General features: G+C 44.6%; 20 protein-coding genes. 6 read left to right on the plus strand and 14 right to left on the minus strand.

Annotation, left to right across the window (positions count from 1 at the left end):
* Positions 1–409 precede the first annotated feature (409 nt).
* Together ACFPIK_RS17280 and ACFPIK_RS17285 are read left to right on the plus strand one after the other, a co-directional pair.
* Positions 410–2,413 (plus strand): alpha-ketoacid dehydrogenase subunit alpha/beta, encoded by a 2,004-nt coding sequence (locus tag ACFPIK_RS17280; RefSeq protein ID WP_377917563.1) that lies wholly within the window; start codon positions 410–412, stop codon positions 2,411–2,413.
* 156 nt (positions 2,414–2,569) lie between these two features.
* Positions 2,570–3,067, plus strand: a complete 498-nt coding sequence (locus ACFPIK_RS17285) for a GNAT family N-acetyltransferase (RefSeq protein ID WP_377917565.1) — start codon at positions 2,570–2,572, stop codon at positions 3,065–3,067.
* A gap of 246 nt (positions 3,068–3,313) precedes the next feature.
* Here ACFPIK_RS17285 and ACFPIK_RS17290 read toward each other — a convergent pair whose 3' ends face one another.
* From ACFPIK_RS17290 to ilvD, 11 genes are all read right to left on the minus strand, one after another.
* Positions 3,314–4,867, minus strand: a complete 1,554-nt coding sequence (locus tag ACFPIK_RS17290; RefSeq protein WP_377917567.1) for a sulfatase family protein — start codon at positions 4,865–4,867, stop codon at positions 3,314–3,316.
* A gap of 47 nt (positions 4,868–4,914) precedes the next feature.
* On the minus strand, positions 4,915–5,691 hold the full coding sequence (locus tag ACFPIK_RS17295; protein ID WP_377917569.1) for a tRNA pseudouridine synthase A: 777 nt from the start codon (positions 5,689–5,691) through the stop codon (positions 4,915–4,917).
* Positions 5,692–5,860: 169 nt separating this feature from the next.
* Positions 5,861–6,928: a 3-isopropylmalate dehydrogenase gene (gene leuB / locus ACFPIK_RS17300; RefSeq protein ID WP_377917571.1), complete on the minus strand. Its 1,068-nt coding sequence runs from the start codon at positions 6,926–6,928 to the stop codon at positions 5,861–5,863.
* Positions 6,897–8,480 (minus strand): alpha-isopropylmalate synthase regulatory domain-containing protein, encoded by a 1,584-nt coding sequence (locus ACFPIK_RS17305; RefSeq protein ID WP_377917573.1) that lies wholly within the window; start codon positions 8,478–8,480, stop codon positions 6,897–6,899. The genes leuB and ACFPIK_RS17305 overlap by 32 nt, the downstream gene beginning before the upstream one ends.
* 11 nt (positions 8,481–8,491) lie before the next feature.
* On the minus strand, positions 8,492–9,082 hold the full coding sequence (gene leuD / locus ACFPIK_RS17310) for a 3-isopropylmalate dehydratase small subunit (RefSeq protein ID WP_377917575.1): 591 nt from the start codon (positions 9,080–9,082) through the stop codon (positions 8,492–8,494).
* A gap of 110 nt (positions 9,083–9,192) precedes the next feature.
* Positions 9,193–10,599: a 3-isopropylmalate dehydratase large subunit gene (gene leuC / locus ACFPIK_RS17315; protein WP_377917577.1), complete on the minus strand. Its 1,407-nt coding sequence runs from the start codon at positions 10,597–10,599 to the stop codon at positions 9,193–9,195.
* A 2-nt stretch (positions 10,600–10,601) separates the two neighbouring features.
* A complete protein-coding gene (locus ACFPIK_RS17320; protein WP_377917579.1) occupies positions 10,602–12,110 on the minus strand; it encodes a 2-isopropylmalate synthase in 1,509 nt (502 codons plus the stop codon).
* A gap of 22 nt (positions 12,111–12,132) precedes the next feature.
* Entirely contained in the window at positions 12,133–13,176 is a 1,044-nt protein-coding gene (ilvC, locus tag ACFPIK_RS17325; RefSeq protein ID WP_377917581.1) for a ketol-acid reductoisomerase, read from the minus strand.
* A gap of 40 nt (positions 13,177–13,216) precedes the next feature.
* Positions 13,217–13,717 carry an acetolactate synthase small subunit gene (ilvN, locus tag ACFPIK_RS17330; protein ID WP_067550114.1) on the minus strand — a complete coding sequence of 167 codons (501 nt, stop codon included), beginning with the start codon at positions 13,715–13,717 and terminating at the stop codon, positions 13,217–13,219.
* 9 nt (positions 13,718–13,726) lie between these two features.
* Positions 13,727–15,418, minus strand: coding sequence for a biosynthetic-type acetolactate synthase large subunit (gene ilvB, locus ACFPIK_RS17335; RefSeq protein WP_377917583.1), 1,692 nt, complete (start codon positions 15,416–15,418; stop codon positions 13,727–13,729).
* 4 nt (positions 15,419–15,422) lie between these two features.
* Positions 15,423–17,111 (minus strand): dihydroxy-acid dehydratase, encoded by a 1,689-nt coding sequence (gene ilvD / locus ACFPIK_RS17340; RefSeq protein ID WP_377917585.1) that lies wholly within the window; start codon positions 17,109–17,111, stop codon positions 15,423–15,425.
* A 527-nt stretch (positions 17,112–17,638) separates the two neighbouring features.
* Between ilvD and ispE the strand changes: the two genes are divergently transcribed.
* The gene (gene ispE / locus ACFPIK_RS17345; RefSeq protein WP_377917587.1) at positions 17,639–18,445 is read left to right on the plus strand and encodes a 4-(cytidine 5'-diphospho)-2-C-methyl-D-erythritol kinase; all 807 of its coding nucleotides are present in this window, start codon (positions 17,639–17,641) and stop codon (positions 18,443–18,445) included.
* Here the strand turns inward: ispE and ACFPIK_RS17350 are convergent, their stop codons facing one another.
* The 3 genes from ACFPIK_RS17350 to tgt are packed head-to-tail and all read right to left on the minus strand — an operon-like array spanning position 18,446 to position 21,568.
* A complete protein-coding gene (locus ACFPIK_RS17350) occupies positions 18,446–19,360 on the minus strand; it encodes a DMT family transporter (protein ID WP_377917589.1) in 915 nt (304 codons plus the stop codon).
* Positions 19,361–20,434: an LptF/LptG family permease gene (locus ACFPIK_RS17355; protein WP_377917591.1), complete on the minus strand. Its 1,074-nt coding sequence runs from the start codon at positions 20,432–20,434 to the stop codon at positions 19,361–19,363.
* Between the two features lie 3 nt (positions 20,435–20,437).
* Positions 20,438–21,568, minus strand: coding sequence for a tRNA guanosine(34) transglycosylase Tgt (gene tgt, locus ACFPIK_RS17360; protein WP_377917593.1), 1,131 nt, complete (start codon positions 21,566–21,568; stop codon positions 20,438–20,440).
* A gap of 123 nt (positions 21,569–21,691) precedes the next feature.
* Between tgt and ACFPIK_RS17365 the strand changes: the two genes are divergently transcribed.
* From ACFPIK_RS17365 to rsmG, 3 genes are read left to right on the plus strand one after another with little or no spacing between them, the layout of a single operon-like run.
* Positions 21,692–22,831: a glycosyltransferase gene (locus ACFPIK_RS17365; RefSeq protein ID WP_377917595.1), complete on the plus strand. Its 1,140-nt coding sequence runs from the start codon at positions 21,692–21,694 to the stop codon at positions 22,829–22,831.
* Positions 22,822–23,433 carry an RNA polymerase sigma factor gene (locus ACFPIK_RS17370; protein WP_377917597.1) on the plus strand — a complete coding sequence of 204 codons (612 nt, stop codon included), beginning with the start codon at positions 22,822–22,824 and terminating at the stop codon, positions 23,431–23,433. Before ACFPIK_RS17365 ends, ACFPIK_RS17370 begins: the two co-directional genes overlap by 10 nt.
* The gene (gene rsmG / locus ACFPIK_RS17375; RefSeq protein ID WP_377917599.1) at positions 23,433–24,077 is read left to right on the plus strand and encodes a 16S rRNA (guanine(527)-N(7))-methyltransferase RsmG; all 645 of its coding nucleotides are present in this window, start codon (positions 23,433–23,435) and stop codon (positions 24,075–24,077) included. Before ACFPIK_RS17370 ends, rsmG begins: the two co-directional genes overlap by 1 nt.
* Positions 24,078–24,413: the final 336 nt, after the last annotated feature.

Raw genomic sequence — 24,413 nt, forward strand, 5'->3', positions numbered from 1 at the left:
GTAAGGTTTAAAAGTTGTAATGTGGAATCACCTAACCTTACAACTTTTACACTTTGCAACTTTACCACTTCCCCGCTTAACACTTTGATAAAACAAGCTTAACGCAGGATGTCGTACTCGGGGAAAAGCTTTGTCTAATTTTGAATCGTACAGCAAATACTTTTTAACTCCTTGCATTTACTTTTTGCCTCGACGAAAGTCGGGGCACTATGCAAGGGAGTTTCGATTTCGGATTTTTAGATTTCGGACGTCGGATTTAAACTACCGAAGTCCCAAAATTTAAATCAGCGTACATCTGCGTCTTTTTCTGCGTTCTTCTGCGGGAACCTCTAACCTAAAAATCTACAATCCCAAAAACCCTTTGCCGATTTCGGTGCTTCCTGTACCTTAGATTCCCAAATCGAATCGTATGGAATTCACTGCCCCAAATGCCCAAATACTGACTTTTGACAGAAAAAATTACTCCGACCAAACCCTCCTCAAACTCTACGAATCCTTGATTATGCCCCGTCGGATCGAGGAGAAAATGCTCATCCTCCTCCGTCAGGGCCGAATCAGCAAGTGGTTTAGTGGATGGGGACAGGAAGCCATCTCGATTGGCGCGGTCAATGCCTTGGCAGCTGACGAATTTATCCTGCCGATGCACCGAAACTTAGGGATTTTCACGGGTCGGGACATGCCCTTGGAGCGGTTGTTTGCACAGTTTCAGGGGAAAAAATCAGGCTTCACCAAAGGACGCGATCGCTCTTTTCACTTTGGAAGCATCGAGCACCACATCGTGGGAATGATCTCCCACCTCGGTCCTCAGCTAGCCATCGCAGATGGGATCGGTTTGGCACATCGGCTTGCTGAGGAAAAGAAAGTGACGCTGGTCTTTTCCGGTGATGGGGCAAGTTCGGAAGGAGATTTTCACGAAGGATTGAATGTGGCGTCGGTTTGGAAATTGCCGGTGATTTTTATCGTCGAGCACAATGGGTATGGACTTTCCACCCCTAGCGAGGAGCAGTTTGCTTTCAAATACTTCACCGAAAAAGGACCCGGCTATGGAATGGAAGCAGTTCGGGTGCAGGGAAATAACGTCCTGGATGTCTATGACACCATTCTAAGACTAGCGGAAGATATCCGCGAAAATCCAAGACCTGTATTGGTCGAAGCCATCACCTTCCGCATGCGCGGCCACGAGGAAGCCTCCGGCACCAAGTACGTTCCCAAGCACCTGATGGAAGAATGGGCCCAACTCGATCCGGTCGACAATTACGAAGCCTATTTGGAATCCATTGGGGTTCTCGATGCGGCGACCAAAGAGAAATTGAATACAAAGGTCAAAAAAGCGATCAACGATGCCTTGGAGATCGCCTTTGCCGAGGAAGCCATCACGCCAAACTTGGAGGAAGAACTGGCAGATGTCTATGCACCATTTACCCAAATAGTCATCGCTCCGGAGGGCCCAAGTACCGAAAAGCGCTTCATCGATGCCATCAGCGATGGGCTCCGTCAATCCATGGAAAAATATCCTAACCTGATCCTCATGGGTCAGGACATCGGAGAATATGGAGGAGTTTTCAAAATTACCGATGGCTTCAAAGCCCAATTCGGAGGCGATCGAGTGCGCAATACCCCACTTTGCGAAAGCGCCATCATCGGCGCAGGCCTTGGCCTCTCGATCAAAGGCTACAAAGCCATGGTCGAGATGCAGTTTGCAGACTTTGTGAGCGTGGGTTTCAACCAAATCGTGAACAACCTCGCTAAAATTCATTACCGCTGGGGACAGCAAGCCGATGTCGTCATCCGCATGCCAACCGGTGCCGGTACGGCCGCAGGCCCTTTTCACTCCCAGTCCAACGAAGCCTGGTTTTTCCATACTCCGGGCCTAAAAATCGTCTATCCTTCCAATCCTCATGATGCGAAAGGCCTGCTCAATGCGGCTTTGGAGGACCCCAACCCTTACCTCTATTTCGAACACAAATTGCTCTATCGCTCCATTTCCGGACCTGTGCCGGAGAGCTACTACACCGTGGAAGTGGGAAAAGCTGCTTTGGCCCAAGTGGGCACCCAAGTCTCCATCATCACCTATGGCATGGGCGTACATTGGGCGATTAAAGCAGTCGAGGAACTCGGGATTTCAGCAGACATTTTGGACTTGAGAACCCTCCTGCCTTGGGATCAGGAAGCGGTAGCTGCGACGGTGAAAAAGACCGGAAAGGTGATTTTCCTCCACGAAGACACCTTGATGGGAGGCATCGGCGCGGAGATCTGTGCATGGATTTCCGAGCATTGCTTCAAAGACCTCGACGCTCCGATCATGCGAGAAGGTAGTTTGGATACTCCTGTACCTTTTGCTCCGAGTTTGGAAAAACAGTTTTTGCCGACGGAGCGGTTTAAGGGGAAGTTGAAGGAGTTGGTGGAGTTTTGAGAGTTGGGAGGTTAGGAAGCAGGGAGTTATTCAATTTTCAATGATCAAACTCAATGAACAATTAACAATGAATTACCTTGAAAATTGAGAATTGGTGATTGAAAATTGGACATTAAAAATTGGTCATTTTGTCTGTCGTAATTCAAAAATTCATAAATGCTTAAAATCAGACAGCTCGCTAAAGAAGAACTTAACAAAGTTCAATCCATCGCTCATCGAACTTGGCCATCCACGTTTGCCAATATTCTAAGCCCAGAGCAGATCGACTACATGCTCAACTGGATGTATGATCTCAAAATGCTGGAATCTCAACTGGAAAAGGGGCAGACCTTTTTGCTGGCTGAAGAAGATAAAAAAGAGCTCGGATTTGCGGGTTTTGAGCTGAATTATGCAGAAGGACAAAAAGCCAAGCTGCATAAAATCTACCTCTTGCCCGAAGCTCAGGGAAAAGGAGCCGGAAAGGCCTTAATCCTCGAAGTAGCCGACCGGGCAAGAAAAAATGGACAAAAAAGTCTTCTGCTCAACGTCAACAAGTACAACCAAAGGGCCATAGATTTTTACCTGAGAATGGGTTTTCAGGAGATTTACAAAGAAGTCATCGACATCGGAAACGGCTACGTGATGGATGATGTGGTGATGGAATTGAACCTTTGATGTCTTTCTCAACCTTTGAGGTTTTGAAAACCTCGAAGGTTTACTAGTGTGGTTAACCTGCTTTTCCGAAAGCTATATTTTTACTGTAGCTATTTTTGAATGTTTGGAGCAAAGAAAAGTAGGGGGAATTGCCTCAATTTGAACTTCAAGAATAATTGAAAAAATCAATCATTTATTCAATAACTCCACACCTAGTTACAGCTGCCAAAAAAGCCCGAGAAATTCAACTCCCGGGCTTTTGTATTTTTACTTCAGCTCTACTTGCTCGATTTTACTGTTATCTCCCCGAATCTCCTGATACTTTTTCTTCATTTCTTTCAGCTTTTCAGGATTGGATTGAGCCAAGTTATTTTTTTGCCCCGGATCATCTTTTAGATTGTACAACTGATAATCCGAAGAATTACCCAATTCAATATTGACTTGATTTTGGACTGCCGGCCCATTGTAAGGCGGAATCATTGCCCAGTCTCCAGATCGCAAGGCCGTTCGACTGGTAGCCTCTAAAATGAAAGATTCTCTTCCCTTTTGACTTTTTCCCAAAAAGGTGTCTAATAGATTCTCGCTATCCGGTCCAGTTTCAGAACTTCCTACCAACGCCGCCAAAGAATTTAACAGATCCATCTGAGTGACCAGGGCATCCGAAACGCCAGGCTGGATTTTTCCTTTCCAATACGTCACAAAAGGCACTTTGGTACCCGCCTCAAACAGGGAATACTTCCCACCTCGAAGTGGTCCGGCAGGGGTATGATTTCCTAATTTTTCCACCGCATCGTCATAATAACCATCATTCAAAACAGGACCATTGTCGCTGGAAAGGACGATGAGTGTATTTTCCAAAAGACCTTCTTTTTCTAGGGTGTTGTATAATTCCCCAATTACCCAATCCGCTTCGAGCAATGCATCTCCCCTAGGACCCATGCCTGATTTCCCTTCAAATCTCGGGTGCGGCGTACGTGGTACATGTGGCTGCTGCATCGGGAAAAACAGGAAAAACGGCTTGCCTGACTTGGATTTTTCTTCGATATAAGCTTTTCCTTTTTCGAGAAAATGATCGGCCATGTCCACATCGCTCCAAAGGGCACTTTTGCCTCCTTTCATGAATCCGATTCGGGGAATTCCATTGACAATACTGTTATTGTGTCCATGGTGCCATTTCATCGTGAGCAACTCTGGATTTTCCAAACCGGTAGGTTCACCCTCGAAGTTATTATCGTAATCCACCTGAATCGGGTCATTTGGATCCAGATTCACCACTCTTCCATTTTCGATGTAGACTGTTGGTACCCGATCCTGAGTGGCTGCCAGGATATGGGAATGATCAAATCCCACATGGTTGGGATTTGGGGAGATTTCCCGGTTCCAATCCACTATACCTGTCCCCAAGCCCAAGTGCCACTTTCCGATCACGGCTGTTTCGTATCCCTGATTCTTTAGCATTTTTGGCAAGGTCATCTGTGCCGTATCGATGATTAAGGGTGCAGTGCCGGGAAGGATTTTGGCATTTTGATTTCTCCAGGGATAGGTTCCCGTCAAAAGTGCATAGCGACTGGGTGTGCAGGTAGCGGAGGAGGCGTAGCCATTGGTAAACCTCATCCCTCCATTAGCCAATACATCCATTTTGGGAGTCTGAAGGGTTCCGGCCTGGTAGGCGCTGACATCTCCATAGCCCAGGTCATCGAGGTAGATCAATACAATATTTGGATTTCCTTTAGCCGATTTTTGCTGGGCAGCTGTTTGGAATGCAAGAAGGAAGAAAAAACCAAAAGCAATGGGAAAGCTTTTACTGATCCATGAAAGCATAAATGCAGGGGGTTATTTTGGGGAATTGAAATCTCTAAATTGATTCTTTAGAGCTCTAAATCCAATACCGTTTGCCAAAGTACCAAGCCGTTGGAAGCGGCGGTAGGAATTGCCTCCCATTCCCCATGTGGTTTCTCCAACCGAGACTTGATTTCCTCGGGAGAGAAATACCAAATCGCATGGACCATTTTTCGGACTTGATGATAAAGGAAACCCGGTCCGGTTACTTCAAAACAGTACGTCTTTTCAGGAGAAAATTCCATGGAAAATGCGGCCGTCTCAAAGACTTTCGCTTCCAAAATTTCTCTGGTAAAATCCAACTTATGGGCCGATATCTTGCAAAAGGCTTTGAAATCTTGCTTTCCTACAAATAAGGCTGCGTTTTCCTGCATTCGTTCCAGCGAGTTGAATTTGGAAACCGATGTCAAAAAAGGGGAAGCAAATGGATGGAAATTTTCGGAATCTGAAAAAAAGTAACGGTAGGTTTTCTCTTTGACCGAGTTGATCAGATTGAAGTCTCTGGAAATTGGCTGAACTGAATTGAGTCGGATTTCTCCATTCAAGTTCAGGTTCAAAGCTGCCAAGATCGGTTCAAAATCCACCTCTTCCCGAAGGAAAATCTGAACAAATCCCTGCCGACAACTCACTCCTGAATCAGTCCTGCTCGATCCGATCAACCGGAAATCCTCATGCCCAAGGACGTATCGGAACACCCGCTCCAATTTACCCTCCACCGTAGGTTGGCCTTTTTGCTTGGCCCAACCCTTGAATCGGGCGCCGAAATACGAAATAGAAAAGAGGTAGGTGTATGGTCGGGAGCGCATTTCTAAAATCAGATTTTCAATCAAAAGTCGGCTTGGAAGATGAAAGAGAAAGTAAAACCGCTAATCACAATTTCAATCAAACCTCCATTTTTCAAATTTCGGAATAAGTGAGAAAAACAAAAAACCACCCTATTCCTGGGGTGGTTTCTTCGTTTTATGACTTGGAATATTATCCCAAAATCTTGGCAGCCAACCAATCTCCTACTTCCGAGGTTTTGTAAGCTTTGCCGCCTTCGGCAATGTCTTCTGTCACCACTCCTTCTGCCAATGAAAGGTTCACCACATCGCTAATCAGTTTGGCTTCCTCAGCCAGACCAAAGGCATAATCAAACATCATAGCTGCTGAAAGCACCGTTCCAAGCGGATTGGCAATGTCTTTACCTGCTGCCTGAGGATAGGAACCGTGGATGGGTTCGAAGAGCTTCACTTTGGAACCCAAGGATGCGGAAGGCATTAAGCCCATGGAACCGGAAATCACTGAAGCTTCATCCGTCAGGATATCACCAAACAGGTTTTCTGTAATCAACACATCATAAGCCTTTGGCCATTGGATCAGTCGCATGGCCACAGCATCCACAAATTCATATTCTACTTTGACATCCGGATACTCGGGAGCTAATTCCTGCACAGTTTCTCTCCACAATCTAGATGTCGCCATTACGTTGGCTTTATCTACACAGGTCAGAAGCTTTCTTCTCTTTTGCGCAGCTTCAAAACCCATTCTCGCCAAACGAACGATTTCCTCTTTGCTGTACACATTGGTGTCAAAGGCTTTGGTGCCCTGCTCATTTCGACCTCTAGGCTCACCAAAGTAAACTCCGCCGGTCAATTCTCTGAAAAACACCAAATCCACTCCATCTACTCGATCCAATTTCAAAGGAGACTTATGCACCAAAGAAGGAAAAGTAAAAGTCGGCCGAACGTTGGCAAATAGACCTAATTTTTGTCTCATTCTGAGCAACCCTTGCTCAGGACGGACTTTGGCCTTGGGATCATTGTCATATTTAGGATCACCGATCGCCCCAAAAAGAACTGCATCAGAACCTGCGCAGATCTCATGCGTGGCATCCGGATAGGGATCACCCGTGGCATCGATGGCACAGGCGCCCACCAATCCTTCTTTGAAGGTGATGGTATGACCAAACTTTTGGCCAACAGCATTAACAACTTTCACAGCCTGAGCAATGACCTCAGGACCGATGCCGTCACCCGGCAATAACGCGATATGCATTTCCATAGGAAGTGGATTCTTTTTCTGAATTGGTAGTAAATGATTCGATGATGTTGAGCATTTTCTCAGTGGCCATCATCGCTGCCACGGTTTGGTCAGGGTCAAGCCCTTTGGTTTTGAAGATTTTTCCATAATCCCAAGTGATCACCGTCTCAACAAACGCATCGGTTTTCCCTCCAGGAGGAATGGAAACATGGTAATCGATCAGTTTGGGCAGTTCCTTTTTCAGGGATTTATAGATTTTTTTCACAGCCCTCATAAACGAGTCATACTGACCGTCACCTGTGGCTGTGGCATCGTAAGATTTACCGTGCACATTCAATCGAAGTTGGACCGACGGCTTCAATCCTTTGGAATGAGTCATGTGGTAACCTTCGATGCTGATGTGTTTGGAGATCGAGTTGTTTTGAAGCACATCAGAAATGATGTAAGGAAGATCTTCAGTAGTCACGCGCTCTTTTTTGTCACCCAGTTCAATGATCCGTTGGGTTACCCGAGCCAGTTCTTCTTTTTCCAAGGAAATCCCAAGCTCCTCCAAATTCTTTAGAATATTGGCCTTTCCAGAAGTTTTACCCAAGGCATACTTCCGCTGACGGCCAAATCGCTCTGGGAGAAGATCGTTGAAATACAGGTTTTTCTTATTGTCTCCGTCAGCGTGAATCCCCGCAGTTTGGGTAAAGACATTTTCCCCAACCACTGGCTTGTTGGCAGGGATATGCTGCCCTGAAAACTGCTCCACGAGCTTGGAAACACGGAAAATCTTTTGTTCCTGAACTCCGATTTCAAGCGAAGTAAAATCTTTGATTACTGCTACCACTGATTCTAGAGGTGCATTTCCTGCGCGTTCACCAAGGCCGTTGACCGTGGTATGAAATCCTGCTGCACCGTGGGTGATGGCCTCCAGCACATTGGCCACGGAGAGGTCATAGTCGTTGTGAGCATGAAAATCAAAATGGGTTCCAGGAAACTTTGCTACGATTTGCTGAAAGAAGGCTTTTACTTCTTTGGGAGAAAGTAATCCTAGTGTGTCCGGAAGCATGATTCGCTTGACAGGCTGTTGAGTCAAAAACTCAATCAGACTCAGCGTGTACTCCTGAGAATTCCGCATGCCATTGGACCAGTCCTCCAAGTAGACATTGACCGATACGCCCAATTCCTGAGCATAGGCAATGCTTTTGGCAATATCTGCAAAATGCTGCTCGGGGGTCTTTTTGAGCTGGTGAACCAAATGATTCAAAGATCCCTTGGTCAGAAGATTGAGCACTTTGGCACCCGCCTCTACAATCCAATTGACTGAGACTGGCGTGTCTACAAAGCCCAACACCTCCACGCGATCCAAGTATCCCTTTTGCGCAGCCCAAGCGGTAATCTTTTGTACACCCTCCAATTCCCCTTCTGATACGCGTGCAGAAGCCACCTCTATTCGGTCAACCTTGAGCTCTTCAAGAAGTAATTTGGCAATCTGGAGTTTTTCCGAAGGCAAAAAGGAAACGCCTGAGGTCTGTTCTCCATCCCTCAGGGTTGTATCCATAATTTCTATTCTTCTGTTTGCCTCCATGAGAGAAGTAATTATCTAGAAGCCGCAAAAGCGTCTATTTCCGATGACATATTCAACAAGTAGTCGATGTCATCGAAGCCATTTTGCATGTTGTCTTTTTTATATTCGTTGATGTCAAAAGATTCAAATTCACCTGTAGAAAGGAGTTTGATCTTTTGCTCAGGCAGATTGACCTCTACCTCAGTAGATGGATCAGCTTGGATTGCTGCAAAAAGTTTGTCTGCAAATTCTGCAGATACGGTCACCGGAAGGACACCAATGTTGAGGCAGTTATTTTTGAAGATATCTGCGAAAAAGCTGGATACTACGCAACGAAATCCATAATCATAGATCGCCCACACGGCATGCTCTCGGCTGGATCCTGAACCGAAGTTCTTTCCAGCCACCAAGATTTTGCCGGAAAAGGTAGGATCGTTGAGGACAAAATCCTTTTTGGGATTGCCCTCCACATCGTATCTCCAGTCACGGAAGAGATTGTCTCCAAAACCTTCCCGCTCGGTAGCCTTCAGGAATCGGGCTGGGATGATCTGGTCGGTGTCCACGTTTTCAGTAGGCAAAGGGACTGCTGTACTGCGTAGGACTGTAAATTTATCGTAAGCCATATTTTTGTTGATTAGTTATTTGTTACCAGTTAATAGTGGGTTACTAGTGTAGTAAAGGATCCTATCCAAATACTGCTAACTAGTAACCAATAACTCAATAACCAGTAAACTCAATTTCCGAATACTTCGCGAGGATCTGTGATACGTCCGGTGATTGCCACCGCTGCCACGGTCAATGGAGAAGCAAGCATGGTGCGTGCACCAGGACCTTGGCGACCTTCAAAGTTTCGGTTGGAAGTGGAAACTGCATACTTTCCTGAAGGAATCTTGTCGTCGTTCATCGCAAGGCAGGCAGAACAGCCCGGCTGACGAAGTTCGAATCCAGCTTCTTCGAGGATTTTCACCAAGCCTTCTTCGTGAGCCATTTTCTCTACTTCACGGGATCCAGGTACAATCCAAGCGGTGATGTTGTCCGCTTTTTTATGTCCTTTCACAAACTGAGCTACAGACCGAATGTCTTCAATACGGCCATTGGTACATGAACCTACAAACACGTAGTCCACTTGCTTACCTTTGACTGGTTCACCAGGCTGGAAGCCCATGTAATCCAACGATTTGAGGTAAGAAGTTTTATTGGAACCTTCCATGCCTTCTGTAGTAGGGATATTACCGACAACCTTGATTCCCATGCCTGGATTAGTACCATAGGTAATCATCGGTTCGATATCGGCGGCTTCGAAAACCAGCTCTTGATCGAAAACCGCGCCTTCGTCGGTTTTCAAAGTTTTCCAGTAAGCAACTGCCTTGTCCCAATCCGCACCTTTTGGAGCGTATTGCTTACCTTCCAGATAGTTGAAAGTCGTCTCATCAGGAGCAATCAGACCACCACGCGCACCCATCTCGATGGACATGTTGCAGATAGTCATTCTGGCTTCCATGGATAGACTTTGAATAGCTGAACCTGCATACTCCACAAAGTAACCGGTGGCTCCTGCAGCAGAAATTTTAGAAATAATGTAAAGGATGATGTCTTTAGAGGTCACTCCAGCGCCCAGAGTTCCATTAACGGAAATCCTCATTTTCTTAGGCTTAGACTGCATGATACACTGCGTAGCGAGCACCATTTCTACTTCGGAAGTACCAATACCAAATGCGATCGCTCCAAAAGCACCATGGGTAGAGGTGTGAGAATCACCACAAACGATGGTCATTCCTGGTTGAGTCACACCGAGCTCAGGACCAATCACGTGAACGATTCCATGGTGGGCTGATCCCAAATCATGGAGTTCGATCCCGTATTTTTTACAGTTTTCGCGGAGCTTTTCCACTTGCATACGGGAAAGCTTATCCTTGATCGTCTGATCCTGATCAATCGTAGGCACGTTATGGTCGGGAGTAGCGATGGTTCTGTGAGGATATTTTACCGTGATCCCCCTTTTTTCCAAATTAAGGAAAGCTACGGGAGAGGTCACTTCATGGATAAAATGCTTATCGATGAAGAATACATCCGGACCAGCTGGCACGGATTTGACCACGTGTGCATCCCAGATTTTATCAAATAATGTTGTCTTTTCCATAATTAAGCATTCGCGTATTCTTTGACTGGTATTTTGTTGAGTGCATCGACAAAGGCCTGTGCAGAAGCCAAGACAATGTCTTGGTTGGATGCAAAGCCATAATAAGGTTTTTCGGATTTAATGAGTCGCATGTGGACTTTGGCCACATCATCACTTCCGTGGGTGATGGCTTGGATTAGGAATTCTTCCAAATCCACTTGAGGTTTGACTATGGTCTCGATCGCTTTCAAAACGGCATCCACTGGTCCAACACCTGTAGAAGAAGCCTCATGCGCATCGTTTCCGATTTTTAGTTTTACATGAGCATTGACCGAGCCGTTGGAAGAATAGCTGACATTTTCCAATTCGATGAAATTGGATTCTTCCATATACTTCCCGACTAGTTCCAAGAGGTCTTTTCGACCGATATCCCTTTTGGAATCAGCCAATACCAAGAATGCCTCGTAAACTTCTCTCAGTTCTTCCCCTTCGAGCTCTACGCCCAATGCATCCAAATGGTGCTTCAATGCTGCACGGCCGGATCTGGCTGTCAAGACGATGGAAGACTCCTCCACGCCTACCTCTTTCGGATCGATGATTTCGTAGTTTTCTCTATGCTTCAATACTCCATCCTGGTGAATTCCCGAAGAATGGGCAAATGCATTTCTTCCCACGATTGCTTTGTTGGGCTGCACGGGCATATTCATCAGTTTGGAAACCAATCGGCTAGTCTGATAGATTCGTGGAGTCACAATATCCGTGTAGACTGGAATTGATTTATGGCACTTTATTGCCATGACCACCTCTTCCATAGAGGTATTGCCTGCTCTTTCACCGATTCCGTTGATGGTCACTTCTACTTGACGGGCACCATGCTGCACACCTGCCACTGTATTTGCTGTAGCCATCCCAAGGTCATTGTGACAATGGGTAGCAATAATTGCCCGGTCGATGTTTGGCACATTGTTTTTGAGGCTGGCGATAATAGCCCCATATTGCTCTGGCAGGCAATATCCCGTCGTATCAGGAATATTTACTACCGTAGCTCCGGCTTTGATGACCTCTTCGATGATTTTACAGAGAAAATCTGGCTCTGATCTTCCGGCATCTTCTGCATAAAACTCCACATCATCCACAAACTGACGGGCAAACTTCACAGCCGCCACCCCACGCTTGATGATTTCATCGGGCGTGGAACGGAGCTTATATTGAATATGATAAGGAGAAACCCCGATTCCGGTATGAATTCTGCCTTTTTTGGCATACTTGAGGGCAGCTGCAGCTACTTCTATATCTTTTTCTACTGCTCTGGAGAGCGCACAGATAATAGGATTGGAAACAGCCTTTGAAATCTCCTGAACGGAATTAAAATCTCCCGGACTGGAAATCGGAAATCCTGCTTCGATAATATCTACACCAAGAGCTTCTAGTGCCTTGGCTACTATGATCTTTTCTTGGGTATTGAGCTGGCAGCCAGGCACCTGCTCACCGTCACGAAGCGTTGTATCGAATATCCACAGCTTTTCACTCATACAAGTTAAGGGTTTGGGTTTCTTAATTATTTTCTGGTCTCAACTGGCGCACTACTGCACCCGCTTGCCACATTTCGGATTCTCTCAATTCTTTCAATTCAGCTTCCAGTTTTTCTCTGTAGTCCGGCTTGGAATTGGAATCGATAGACTTTTGAGCTTCCACACCTGTTTTCACAGAATTGTAAAGTGCTTCAAAAACCGGCTTGGTCGCGTCGCGGAAAGGCTTCCACCAATCCAATGCACCACGCTGAGCGGTGGTAGAACAGTTGGCATACATCCAGTCCATTCCATTTTCAGCCACAAGCGGCATCAAAGACTGAGTCAATTCTTCAACAGTTTCATTGAAAGCTTCTGAAGGTGTATGTCCATTGGATCTTAACACTTCGTACTGAGCAGCAAAAATACCTTGGATGGCTCCCATCAAGGTCCCTCTTTCGCCTGTCAAGTCGGAGGTAACTTCGCGGTAGAAGTCAGTTTCGAATAGGTATCCTGAACCTACGCCGATTCCCAAAGCTACCACGCGATCTTTCGCCTTTCCGGTTGCGTCTTGGTAGATCGCATAAGATGAGTTCAATCCACGTCCTTCTACAAACATTCTTCTCAAAGAAGTACCTGAACCTTTTGGTGCAACCAAGATCACATCCACATCGGCAGGAGGAATAATGCCTGTTTTCTCTTTGTATGTCACTCCGAAACCGTGAGAGAAATACAATGCTTTACCCGGCGTAAGGTGTTTTTTAACGGTAGGCCAAAGAGCAATCTGACCTGCATCGGAAAGCAAGAATTGAAGAATTGTGCCTTTTTCGCAAGCTTCTTCGATTTCAAAAAGCGTTTCACCGGGAACCCAGCCATCGGCAATGGCTTTATCCCAAGTCTTCGAGCCGCTACGCTGGCCCACGATCACGTTGAAGCCGTTGTCTTTCAAATTCAAAGCTTGACCCGGTCCTTGAACACCATAACCGATGACTGCGATTACCTCGTTTTTGAGGACTTCTCTTGCTTTTTCCAAAGGAAATTCTTCCCTGGTAACTACGTTTTCTTCAACGCTTCCGAATTTCAATTTCATATTGTTGGGTTTTTAAATTGTATAAACAGGTTTGAGATAATTATTTAATGAACGATTCAATGGTAAGCATTCGCTTGGCAACTGCCACACGCCCAGATCTTGCAAATTCAAGAAGTCCATAGCCTTTGAGGATTTCCAGCAGCTCTTGAGTTTGCTCTTTATGACCGGTAAGCTCGAGTACCACAAAGTCCGGTTCAGCGGCTATGATTTTGGCATTGTGCTGACGGATGATTTTTTCCAAGCCACCGTCCAAACGGGAAACAGGGATCTTATAGAGCGCAATTTCCTGATACACGACACCTTCATCTTCGTGATAAAATGCTTTGATTACGTCGATGATTTTTTCGATCTGATGGACAAGTTGGATGACCGTATCTTCATTGACCGTCACCTCTATAGTGATCCGGTGAATACCCGGAATCCGGCTTTCTGATGCAGTAAGTGCATCGATATTGATTCCTCTACGGGTGAAAATGATAGTGATCCGGTTAAGAATCCCGATGAAATTTTCGGTAATAACAAAAATGGTATATCTCTTCATAGGTTTGAATTAGCTTAGTCTGACCTCCTCCACAGAGCAACCTGTGGCGATCATTGGGAATACATTGTCTTCTTTTTCCACTACCACTTCGAGGAAATAGGGCCCATCATGGATGAGCATATCTTCGATCGCTTCTTGCAGATCACCTCTTTCCGAAACTTTTTGTGCTTTGATACCATAAGCTTCTGCAAGCATGATGAAATCAGGATTATCCAATTCTGTAAAAGAATAACGCTTATCAAAAAACATCTGCTGCCACTGACGCACCATACCGAGGTAGTTATTATTCAGCAGGACAATTTTCACAGGGGCTTTAGTCTGCTTGATGGTACCGAGTTCCTGAATGGTCATCTGAATACCTCCATCTCCTACCACACAGATTACCTGTCGAGAATAATCAAATAGCTGCGCTCCCAAAGCTGCTGGAAGTGCAAACCCCATTGTTCCCAATCCACCCGAAGTCACTTGAGTTCGAGGCTTTTTATAATTGAAATACCTCCATGCGATCATCTGATGCTGACCTACATCAGTCACCAAGACAGCGTCATCCGCCTTGTATTGATTGATCTGGTGAATCACTTCACCCATGGTAAGTCCTTCCTTGGTTGGTGTAATGTCATGCTGAACTACTGCCGCTCTTTCCTGCTCTTCCAATTCTCTGAACTTCGCCATCCAAGAGTCATGCTTTTTAGCCAGAATAGCCTCAGTCAGCATGGAAAGACTCTCTTTGCAATTGCCTTGTACAGCTACTGCAGTTTTGACATTTTTATTGATCTCAGAAGGATCCAATTCAAGATGAATCACCTTTGCCTGCTTAGCATAGCGCTTCAGATCCCCAGTCACACGATCATCAAAGCGCATACCCACTGCAATCAATACGTCGCACTGATTGGTGAGCAAGTTTGGGGCATAGTTTCCATGCATGCCCAGTTTCCCCACGTAATTTGGGTGATCCTGAGATAGCGCTCCAGAACCCAAAAGAGTCGAAGCTGCAGGTATCCCTGATTTGTCCAAGAAAAACTTAAGTTCAGTTTCTGCATTGCCCAAAACTACCCCTTGTCCGAACAAAAGGTAGGGCCTTTCTGCCTGATTGATCAGTTCAGCGGCTTGTTGGATCGCTGTTTTTTCAATTGGATGATGTGTTTTGTAAGATCTAAAACCTTGACAAGGCACATAGTTAAATTCACCAAAATCTACCTGAGCATTTTTGGTTATGTCTATCAATACAGGCCCTGGTCGACCGGAACGAGCGATGTAAAAACCTTTTGCAATGGCAGGCGCAATATCCTCCACCCTCCTTACCTGAATATTCCATTTGGTGCCGGGCATAGAAATACCCACTACATCCGTTTCTTGAAAAGCGTCAGTACCTAAAAGATGTGCCGCTACTTGTCCCGTGATGCAGACTAGCGGTGTGCTGTCAATTTGCGCATCTGCCAATCCAGTAATCAAATTGGTCGCTCCGGGACCGGAAGTAGCAAGACAAACCCCAACTTTCCCAGATACTCTGGCATAACCTTGTGCTGCGTGGATGGCACCCTGCTCGTGGCGGGTAAGCACGTGCTTGATTTGATCATGATAGTCATACAGCGCATCATATACCGGCATAATAGCCCCACCCGGATATCCGAAGATGAGCTCTGCCTGCTCGGCAATCAGGGAGCGCACAACAATGTCTGCACCTCTTATCAAGTCCTTCATAGGATTAAAATTTATCGGTAACGCAACCCTCTGAGGCGGTCGCAACGAGTTTGTTGTATTTTTTGAGCGTGCCTTGAAGCCCTTCGATAGGTTTAGGAGACCAAGTCTTTTTACGCTCAGCAAATTCCTCCTCTGTAACATTTACAGAAAGGATAAAATTATCTGCATCGATAGTGATGATATCGCCATCCTTAAGCAGCCCGATTGGACCACCACACCAAGCCTCTGGTGTCACATGCCCCACGACAAAGCCGTGTGTGCCTCCCGAAAATCTACCATCGGTGATCAAAGCAACATCCGAACCCAAGCCTGCGCCAATAATCATGGAAGTTGGCTTTAGCATTTCAGGCATTCCAGGAGCACCTTTTGGGCCTACATTTCGAATGACTACTACATTCCCTGCCTTCACTTTATGGTCACGGATGGCATCATTTGCCTCAAGTTCTGAGTCAAACACGATGGCTGGTCCCGTAAATGCGGTCCCCTCTTTTCCGGTAATTTTGGATACTGCACCTTCCGGAGCAAGATTACCTTTCAGGATGCATAAGTGACCGGACTTCTTGATCGGTGTCTCCAGCGGATGGATCACATTGACCACGGATGGGACGATAGGATCTATATTTTGAAGGTTTTCAGCAACCGTCTTTCCTGTCACTGTCATGCAGTCACCATGGAGGTAGCCATTGTTGAGCATGTATTTCATAAAAGCTGGAAGACCTCCCTGTTCGTACAAGTCTTCCATCATGAATTTACCTGAGGGTTTGAAATCTCCAAGCAAAGGCGTCTTTGCATTGATGACCTTAAAGTCCTCTAAGGTAAATTCCACCCCTGCAGTCCTTGCAATCGCCAAAATGTGAAGTACAGCATTGGTACTTCCTCCAAGAGCCACGGCTACCGTGACTGCATTTTCCAAGCTTTTTCTGGTGACGATGTCTTTTGGCTTGATGTCTTTTTCCAGCAGAATACGCATGTATTTATTGACATCCTGGCACTCTTTTAGTTTTTCTGCTGAATTAGCTGGATTGGAGGATGAGTAAGGCAATGACATACCCATCGCTTCTATAGCCGAAGACATAGTATTGGCAGTGTACATCCCCCCGCAAGCTCCTTTACCCGGACACGCATTTCTAATTACTCCATCGTAATCTTCGTCGGAGATGGTTCCTTGGATTTTTTTCCCAAAGGCTTCAAATGCAGAAACGATATTGAGTTTTTCTCCTTTATAGTTACCTGAAGCAATCGTACCACCATAGACCATAATTGCGGGACGGTTGATTCGTAGCATCCCCATAACTGCACCGGGCATATTTTTATCACAACCAGCTACCGCCACACATCCATCAAATGAATGTCCCAAAATGAAGGACTCGATCGAATCTGCAATAATATCTCTGGACACTAAAGAGTACCTCATTCCAAGAGTACCCATGGAAGTCCCATCAGAAATCCCTATGGTATTAAAAACCAAACCGGTCAGATCATATTCCTGAGAGGAAGCTTTGATCAGACCGGCAAAGTCATTGAGGTGCATATTGCAGGGGTTGCTTTCATATCCGCAACTGGCTACCCCTACAAAGGGCTGTTTCATTTTTTTATCAGACATTCCTGTAGCATATAGCATCGCCATTCCGGCTGGATGCTCGGGATTGTCACTGATTTCCCAACTGTACTTTTTCAGATTGTTCTGGGTCATAGGATTAGAAAATAAAAAAGTGCCTCAGGTCAGTGAGGCACTTTAGATTTTATATACTGGGTTATAATGGTCTAGTGCCTCACTTCGAAAATCCGATGAGAATAATAATGCTTAGCAGGACGACCAATGGATACATAGCGTGGTTTGAGAGTATATGCTTCGATTTCGAATCACGTGACAATATTAAAACTCTAATCCCAGACTTACAATATTTAATTCTCTATTATTCAGATTAAACAGATAATAAAATTGGGTTTAAATATTTTTTTTAAAATTTAATTCCTTTTATACAGAATTTGCAAAATCTATTTTTCAAAAACCGTCCAAATTTCAGCACCTCTCAAAATTTTGTATGGATTTCCGATTCTTTCAAATTTTTAGAGAAATCCCGAGCTTTTATTTAAGAAAAAAAATGATACTCTGTCAAAAATCTAAAATTCCTACCAAAGATTAACAAAAATTCAAATCAGACTATTTGTACCCAGCTCAGGAGTTTTGCTTTACTTTTGTCAAAACAGCCTTTTCTTATGATCAGCTTTCCCAATGCCAAAATCAATCTTGGCCTCCACATCACTTCCAAGAGAAAAGACGGATACCATGAGATCGAAACTTGTATGGTGCCAATTCCTCTTTATGATGCTTTGGAAATGATTGTGGATAAAAAGCCAAGCTGGAATTCATCTGGTTTGGATATCCCAGGAGAAGCGAAAGATAATCTGATATTAAAAGCGGAAAAGCTGCTGAAAAAGGATTTTCCGGGTCTGCCAAATCTTTCCATCCACCTGCATAAAAACATCCCAATGGGCGCAGGTCTTGGCGGAGGTTCAGCTGACGGTGCCTTTGCGCTAAAGTTGATGAACAACCTGTTCGACCTTCATTTGGATGATTTCTTTTTGGAAGAGTATGCCGCTCAATTGGGAAGTGATTGCCCTTTTTTCATAGAAAACACTCCAAAAATCGCGCGTGGCCGAGGTGAAATTCTGGAGCCCATTGATCTTTCCTTGAGGGGAAGCCATTTGGTTTTAATCAATCCGGGAATTCACGTAGGTACCAAGGAAGCCTACGCGGGTGTCTCTCCTGCTCCACCCAAAGTCAAGTTGGAAGAGGTCTTGGCAGACCGAAACAGATGGAAAGCCGAATTAGTCAATGACTTCGAAGCGAGTATTTTCAAAAACCACCCCAAAATCGCTGCAATTAAAGATAGATTGTACTCGGCAGGGGCATACTATGCTGCGATGTCCGGCTCGGGATCAAGCGTATTTGGATTGTTTGACCAAAAACCTGAAAACCTGACTTGGCAGGAGGACTACTTTGTCTTTGAAGGAGTACTCTAATCAGTTGATGATCCGGATGGCTTTTCTCCGCTTATTCCAGTAATTAAGCACAGGATAAATCAAGACAGAAAACAGGATAATCAAGGTACCCAGGTAAAACTGTGGGGTCATTTTTTCCTTTTCTCCAAAGACCATCACGGCGAGCAAAATCCCATATACTGGCTCCAAGTTGATCGTCAGATTAATGGTGAAAACAGAAACCCGTTTCATCAGCTCGACTGAAACAGAGAAAGCATACACAGTACATATTCCAGACAACACCAGCATCCATACCCAGTCCAATCCTTTCCATTCCCATTGGATCGGAGCACCGTCATTTAAAAACTCCGAATAAATCGGCATAAAAAACAAGGCAAAAAGACTAGCCGCCGCCATCTCAAATAATGTAATCTGATAAGGAGTGTGGCGAAAGGTCAGTTTGGCATTGAAAACTGAAAACAAAGCACTTAAAAATGCGGAAAGTAGTGCCAAGGAAAGTCCAAGCCAGTAGCCGCTTTCAAATTGGAAAATCACCACCAACCCGGAAATTACCAATAAGCCCAACGCTACTTCGTACCATTTGATCTTAGTCCGGTTGATAATTGGATCCACAAATGCCGTCCACAATGAGGTAGTCGCCATGCCTGCCAGACACACCGAAGCCGTAGAAACTTTTGCAGACCAAAAGAAGAATATCCAATGAAGAGAAATCAGAACCCCCACTCCTGCTATTTTGATCAGTTCGGCTGGGGGCACAAGTATATTTTTCTTCCTCCATACCATCACCAACCCTACGCCCACAGCAGCAATCAAGGTTCGGTAAAAGACTAATTCCAAAGCAGGCAGACTAATCAATAATCCCAAAATGGACGTGAAGCCCCAAATCAACACGATGAAATGGAGCAAGAGATAGTCTTTTACGGTTTGAGAATTCATCTATCGGGGAACAGTTTTATACAGTACCAATCCTGTAACTGCGAAAATGATATTGGGAAGCCACACTGCAAAAATGGGATATTGGGTCCCGGCCTCAGCAAAAGTCCTCGAAAGAATGAAAAGTAAGATGTATACGAATGCTAAGAAAAATCCAAGGGCAATCTGAAAGCCCGAGCCTCCCCTGGTTTTCCTGGCAGACATGATCACCCCGATGAAAGTGAGAATAATAGCTGCAAACGGCGACATAAATCTAACATAGCGCTCAATGCGGTAATAGCTCACATTGTCTGCTCCCCGATCTTCGAGAATTTTGATCTGACGACTCAGTTCGGGAAGTTTCAGAGTCTCATGGTGATTTTCGGGCAGATCAAAATCTGTGGGAGAAATAGATAAAACGGTATCCAATTCAGAGCCTACCGAATAGTCCTCTCCATTTTCTTTCAAAACTCTCAACCTCCAATTTTCCAGTCTCCAAACATTCTTGGTGGTATCCCATTGAATTCGGTCAGAAGAAAGCTTGGATAAAAGCTTCCCATCCCGGATTTCCTCCAAGGTGAAATCATAACCGGTGAGACCGCTTTGGTAAAACCTACTGATGTAAGCATAGGCATCAGGACCGACTTTGATGTGAATATTGGGATCGGTAGAAGCTTTTCCTTTTTCCAAATAGCGAATCCGAAACTCACTGACCCCTGCGGTAGCTACAGGCAATACCCAGCCATTTAACAGAAAACTGATGGATCCAATCATCGCTGCCGCAAAAAGGAAAGGACGGAGCATTCTTACAAAACTAACTCCGGAACTTAGGATGGCCACGATTTCGGTACGACCAGCCATTTTGGAAGTGATGAAAATAACCGCAATAAATACCGTGATCGGAGTCAGCAGATTATTCAGATACAACCCATAATTCCCCATGTACTTGAGGATATCGCGGGCAGGCACTTGGTTACGAATGTAGGTGTCGTTTTTCTCTGTAAAGTCCAAAACCAATACAATAAGAATCAACATGATGACCACAAAAAAGTAGGTCTTCAAAAATTCCTTAATGATCAGTTTGTCCAGGATCTTCATGCCTTAGAGTCGAGTACTTACTTTTTTCACCATTTGTTCCTTCCAAACGGCAAAGTCCCCAGCCTGAATATGTTCTCTAGCTTGTCCTACTAGCCAGAGATAAAAAGCCAAGTTATGAATACTGGCAATCTGTGCGGCAAGGATTTCTTTGGATACAGTCAGGTGTCTCAAATAAGCTTTAGAATAAAACGTACTGGCGTAATTACCGATAGCCGGATCGATCGGGCTAAAATCATCTTTCCATTTTTCATTTCGGATATTGATGATTCCTTCCGAAGTGAATAGCATCCCATTCCGGGCATTTCGGGTAGGCATCACACAGTCAAACATGTCTACACCCAAGGCAATGCATTCCAGAATATTCGCAGGTGTTCCTACTCCCATGAGGTAGCGAGGTTTATCCGCAGGCAAAATATCCGTCACCATTTCGGTCATTTCATACATCATCTCAGCCGGCTCTCCTACAGACAATCCTCCGATTGCATTTCCCTCTCTTCCTTGATCGGCAATAAATTGGGCACTTTGCTTTCGCAAATCTTTATAGACCGACCCTTGAACGATTGGGAATAAAGTCTGACCGTAACCGTATTTTCCTTCAGTCGAATCAAAGCGTTGAATACAACGGGTAAGCCAACGATGGGTCATCTCCATCGATTTTCTGGCATAGCCATATTCGCACGGATAGGGAGTGCATTCATCAAAAGCCATGATGATATCTGCACCGATGGTTCGCTGAATATCCATCACTCCTTCGGGAGTAAAGACATGTTTAGAACCGTCGATATGAGACTTAAAAGTGACTCCCTCTTCATTTATTTTTCGGGTACCTGCCAAAGAAAAAACTTGATAACCTCCAGAATCTGTCAAAATGGGTCGATCCCAACCATTGAATTGATGGAGTCCCCCTGCTTTTTCAAGAATATCAAGTCCCGGCCTAAGGTAAAGGTGATAGGTGTTGCCTAAGATAATTTGCGCCTTGATATCCTCCTTTAGTTCCCGTTGATGGACAGCCTTGACTGTAGCAGCAGTCCCTACCGGCATAAAAATGGGAGTTTGAATCACTCCGTGGTCAGTAGTCAGCGTACCTGTACGGGCGTTGGTTAAGGAATCTTTTTTCTCTAAAGTAAACTTCATTACTACATATAGCGGAGCTATTGTATTGAACTACAATCCGCATGGTTTAGCCTGCAAAAATATCCACTTATTCTTAAATGACTTGCTGAAATTGATTTTATATTTGCCCGACAAAATCGACCTATGGGCCTATTTTTACTTTGGTTTTTCTTTGGCATCGGACTTATTATTCAGGGGATCTATCTCCTGATGATCTTTGGACGGACGGCCTGGTTTAAATCCCCTTCCAAGTCTCCATCCACTCAGTCACCTGAAGAGGGTGTGACGGTATTGGTGGCGGCCCACAATGAATTTCAAAACCTTAAAGTCCTGATTCCAAAACTTTTTGAACAGGACTATCCTAAATTTGATGTGATGATCGTCAACGATCGCAGCACGGATCGCACCAAGCGACTGCTGGAAGAAATGATGGCCATCTATCCAAAGCTCAGGTCTGTCACCATCAAATACACCCCTAGCCACGTCACTCCCAAAAAATTTGCATTGACACTTGGTATCAAAGTGGCAAAGAATGACGTCATACTTCTGACCGATGCGGATTGTATCCCCAATTCGGATCAGTGGATCAGAAAAATGACAGCTCCGGTAAGACTAGAAGATAAAACCTTTGCTATAGGCTATTCTGGATATCAGGAAAAACCAAGCCAGCTGAATCGTTGGATTCAGTTCGAAACGATTTTGACCGCTCTGTTTTACCTTTCATTTGGACTTTGGAAGGATCCTTTCATGGGAATCGGAAGAAACTTATGCTATCGCAAAAGCTTCTTTATGGGAGTTAAGGCATTTAAGGGGATCTGGCATCTGGAAGGTGGAGATGATGACCTTTTTGTGAATAATTATGCCACAGGCAAAAATTCCACCATAGTCATAGATCCTCAAGCAGCCACTACCTCTGTTCCAAAAGAGACTTGGAAAGACTACCTAGTCCAGAAAAAGAGACACCTACATGTGGGTAAATATTACAGAGGAGAAGACAAAAGAAAGATTGGACTATACTCTATGTCACATGCCCTCTTCTGGATAGGAGGAATAGGATTATTGATTTATTTCGGAATAGGCCTACAATGGGAACATTTTTTGGCTGTTTTGGGTATTATTCTTCTAAGATCGGTTTTCGTGGCGGGGATATTCAAATCCGCTGCAAAAACTGTTCAGGGAAAAGCTCCTAAAATGAACCCCGTCTTGAATGACCTTTTTTACTTGGGTTACTTCTGGATTTTGGGCTCCGTATCCTATCAGTCAAAAGACATCCAATGGAAATAAACGAACGAGGTTTCTCTACTAAGGCACTGGAAGACTTTGACTTAATAGACAAAGCCGTCCTTGAAAAAGACCAGTCTGCATACGCCATGTTGATGAAGCGGTACAAAAAGGCCGTTTATTTCATGATCCTCAAGATGATCCGCGATGCGGATGACGCGGAAGATCTGACCATGGAAGCCTTTGCCAAGGCTTTCCGTAACCTTGAACGATTCAAAAAAGACTATACTTTTTCTACGTGGCTATTTAGAATCGCCACAAACAACACCATTGATTTTATCCGAAAGAAAAAGCTCAAAACCATGAGCTTGAACAATACCCTTTCTGATGATAGTGGCAATTCCGTCAATATTGACGTGGAAGACGATGACAACAACCCTCAGGATGAATTCATCAAATCACAGCGCATCGAAATGGTGCGTGTCTTTGTGGACAAACTTCCGGCAAAATACCGCAAATTGGTTCAATTGAGGTACTTTGACGAACTCTCTTACGAAGAAATTGCCCAAGAACTTGACAAGCCTTTAGGAACTGTGAAAGCTCAACTTCACCGATCTCGAGAGCTATTATTTGAGATCGCCTCCGGCAAAGAAAACCACATCTGATGAATACCGGCACACAATTGATTTTATCCTACTTTCCTGACCTCACTGAAAAGCAAATCGAACAATTCGACCGTTTGCAAGAACTGTACGAGGACTGGAATTCCAAAATCAATGTGATCAGCCGCAAAGACATGGATCAGTTTTATGTTCATCATGTCTTACATTCTTTAGGAATTTCCAAAGTGATGGCCTTTCAGCCAGGCACCAAAATCCTTGACATTGGGACAGGCGGTGGTTTTCCAGGAATTCCATTAGCTATTCTTTTCCCTGATACTCACTTTCATTTGGTGGATTCTATAGGGAAAAAAATCACTGTAGTAAAAGAAGTGGCCAAAGCACTCAAACTGGGTAATGTGGAAGCACAGCAAGCTCGGGCCGAATCTCTGGTGAGGAAATATGACTTTGTAATTAGCCGTGCGGTAACTCGCATGATCAATTTTTATCCTTGGGTCAAAGGCAAAATCAAGCGCGAAGACTTCAACGAATTCCAGAACGGCATTCTATATCTGAAAGGCGGCGACGTGGATGAGGAAATGGAAGAGCTCGACAAGTCTTATGTGACCTACCATCTGAGCGACTATTTCAAGGAAGATTTTTTTGAGACCAAAAAAGTAGTATACATGCCTTGGGAAGATAAAAGATGAGTGTTCGGATCATTTAAATCCAACTACCAAAAAATCTAAATCCTATGCCTATCTACAAAATTTGGAAGGGCTTTAAGAGCATGTTTTCGTTTAGGCTCAAATCATTTTTGAGAAAAGACACCTGAATCCAATACTTCTTTCAATCTCGGAGAAGGTTATTTCCCCAACATTAAGGCTTCGTCCGCCAGTATTCAGCGGTTTTAGGCTTGACACATTCCTTTTCCCCCCCATAAAATTCTTCAAGAAACATATTTTAACAAAATAGTCTTGCTATTTTATAAAAATAATCACTAAACTAGCAGTATTAAAATACTTGTCAGTTTATTCATTAGGTGA

The organism is Algoriphagus aquatilis (assembly GCF_042657405.1).
In the GTDB taxonomy this organism is placed as follows: Bacteria; Bacteroidota; Bacteroidia; order Cytophagales; family Cyclobacteriaceae; genus Algoriphagus; species Algoriphagus aquatilis.

What these genes read in the sequence shown, in the direction of transcription:
- leuC (WP_377917577.1), bottom strand. Translation starts at nt 10,599, where the DNA reads ATGGAAAAGACAACATTATTTGATAAAATCTGGGATGCACACGTGGTC.
- ACFPIK_RS17290 (WP_377917567.1), bottom strand. Translation starts at nt 4,867, where the DNA reads ATGCTTTCATGGATCAGTAAAAGCTTTCCCATTGCTTTTGGTTTTTTC.
- ilvB (WP_377917583.1), bottom strand. Translation starts at nt 15,418, where the DNA reads ATGAAGGACTTGATAAGAGGTGCAGACATTGTTGTGCGCTCCCTGATT.
- tgt (WP_377917593.1), bottom strand. Translation starts at nt 21,568, where the DNA reads ATGAAGTTTACTTTAGAGAAAAAAGATTCCTTAACCAACGCCCGTACA.
- ACFPIK_RS17350 (WP_377917589.1), bottom strand. Translation starts at nt 19,360, where the DNA reads ATGAATTCTCAAACCGTAAAAGACTATCTCTTGCTCCATTTCATCGTG.
- ACFPIK_RS17305 (WP_377917573.1), bottom strand. Translation starts at nt 8,480, where the DNA reads ATGGAGGCAAACAGAAGAATAGAAATTATGGATACAACCCTGAGGGAT.
- ACFPIK_RS17320 (WP_377917579.1), bottom strand. Translation starts at nt 12,110, where the DNA reads ATGAGTGAAAAGCTGTGGATATTCGATACAACGCTTCGTGACGGTGAG.
- leuB (WP_377917571.1), bottom strand. Translation starts at nt 6,928, where the DNA reads ATGGAAATGCATATCGCGTTATTGCCGGGTGACGGCATCGGTCCTGAG.
- ACFPIK_RS17370 (WP_377917597.1), top strand. Translation starts at nt 22,822, where the DNA reads ATGGAAATAAACGAACGAGGTTTCTCTACTAAGGCACTGGAAGACTTT.
- ispE (WP_377917587.1), top strand. Translation starts at nt 17,639, where the DNA reads ATGATCAGCTTTCCCAATGCCAAAATCAATCTTGGCCTCCACATCACT.
- ACFPIK_RS17355 (WP_377917591.1), bottom strand. Translation starts at nt 20,434, where the DNA reads ATGAAGATCCTGGACAAACTGATCATTAAGGAATTTTTGAAGACCTAC.
- leuD (WP_377917575.1), bottom strand. Translation starts at nt 9,082, where the DNA reads ATGGCTTACGATAAATTTACAGTCCTACGCAGTACAGCAGTCCCTTTG.
- rsmG (WP_377917599.1), top strand. Translation starts at nt 23,433, where the DNA reads ATGAATACCGGCACACAATTGATTTTATCCTACTTTCCTGACCTCACT.
- ilvC (WP_377917581.1), bottom strand. Translation starts at nt 13,176, where the DNA reads ATGAAATTGAAATTCGGAAGCGTTGAAGAAAACGTAGTTACCAGGGAA.
- ACFPIK_RS17280 (WP_377917563.1), top strand. Translation starts at nt 410, where the DNA reads ATGGAATTCACTGCCCCAAATGCCCAAATACTGACTTTTGACAGAAAA.
- ACFPIK_RS17365 (WP_377917595.1), top strand. Translation starts at nt 21,692, where the DNA reads ATGGGCCTATTTTTACTTTGGTTTTTCTTTGGCATCGGACTTATTATT.
- ilvD (WP_377917585.1), bottom strand. Translation starts at nt 17,111, where the DNA reads ATGACCCAGAACAATCTGAAAAAGTACAGTTGGGAAATCAGTGACAAT.
- ACFPIK_RS17295 (WP_377917569.1), bottom strand. Translation starts at nt 5,691, where the DNA reads ATGCGCTCCCGACCATACACCTACCTCTTTTCTATTTCGTATTTCGGC.
- ACFPIK_RS17285 (WP_377917565.1), top strand. Translation starts at nt 2,570, where the DNA reads ATGCTTAAAATCAGACAGCTCGCTAAAGAAGAACTTAACAAAGTTCAA.
- ilvN (WP_067550114.1), bottom strand. Translation starts at nt 13,717, where the DNA reads ATGAAGAGATATACCATTTTTGTTATTACCGAAAATTTCATCGGGATT.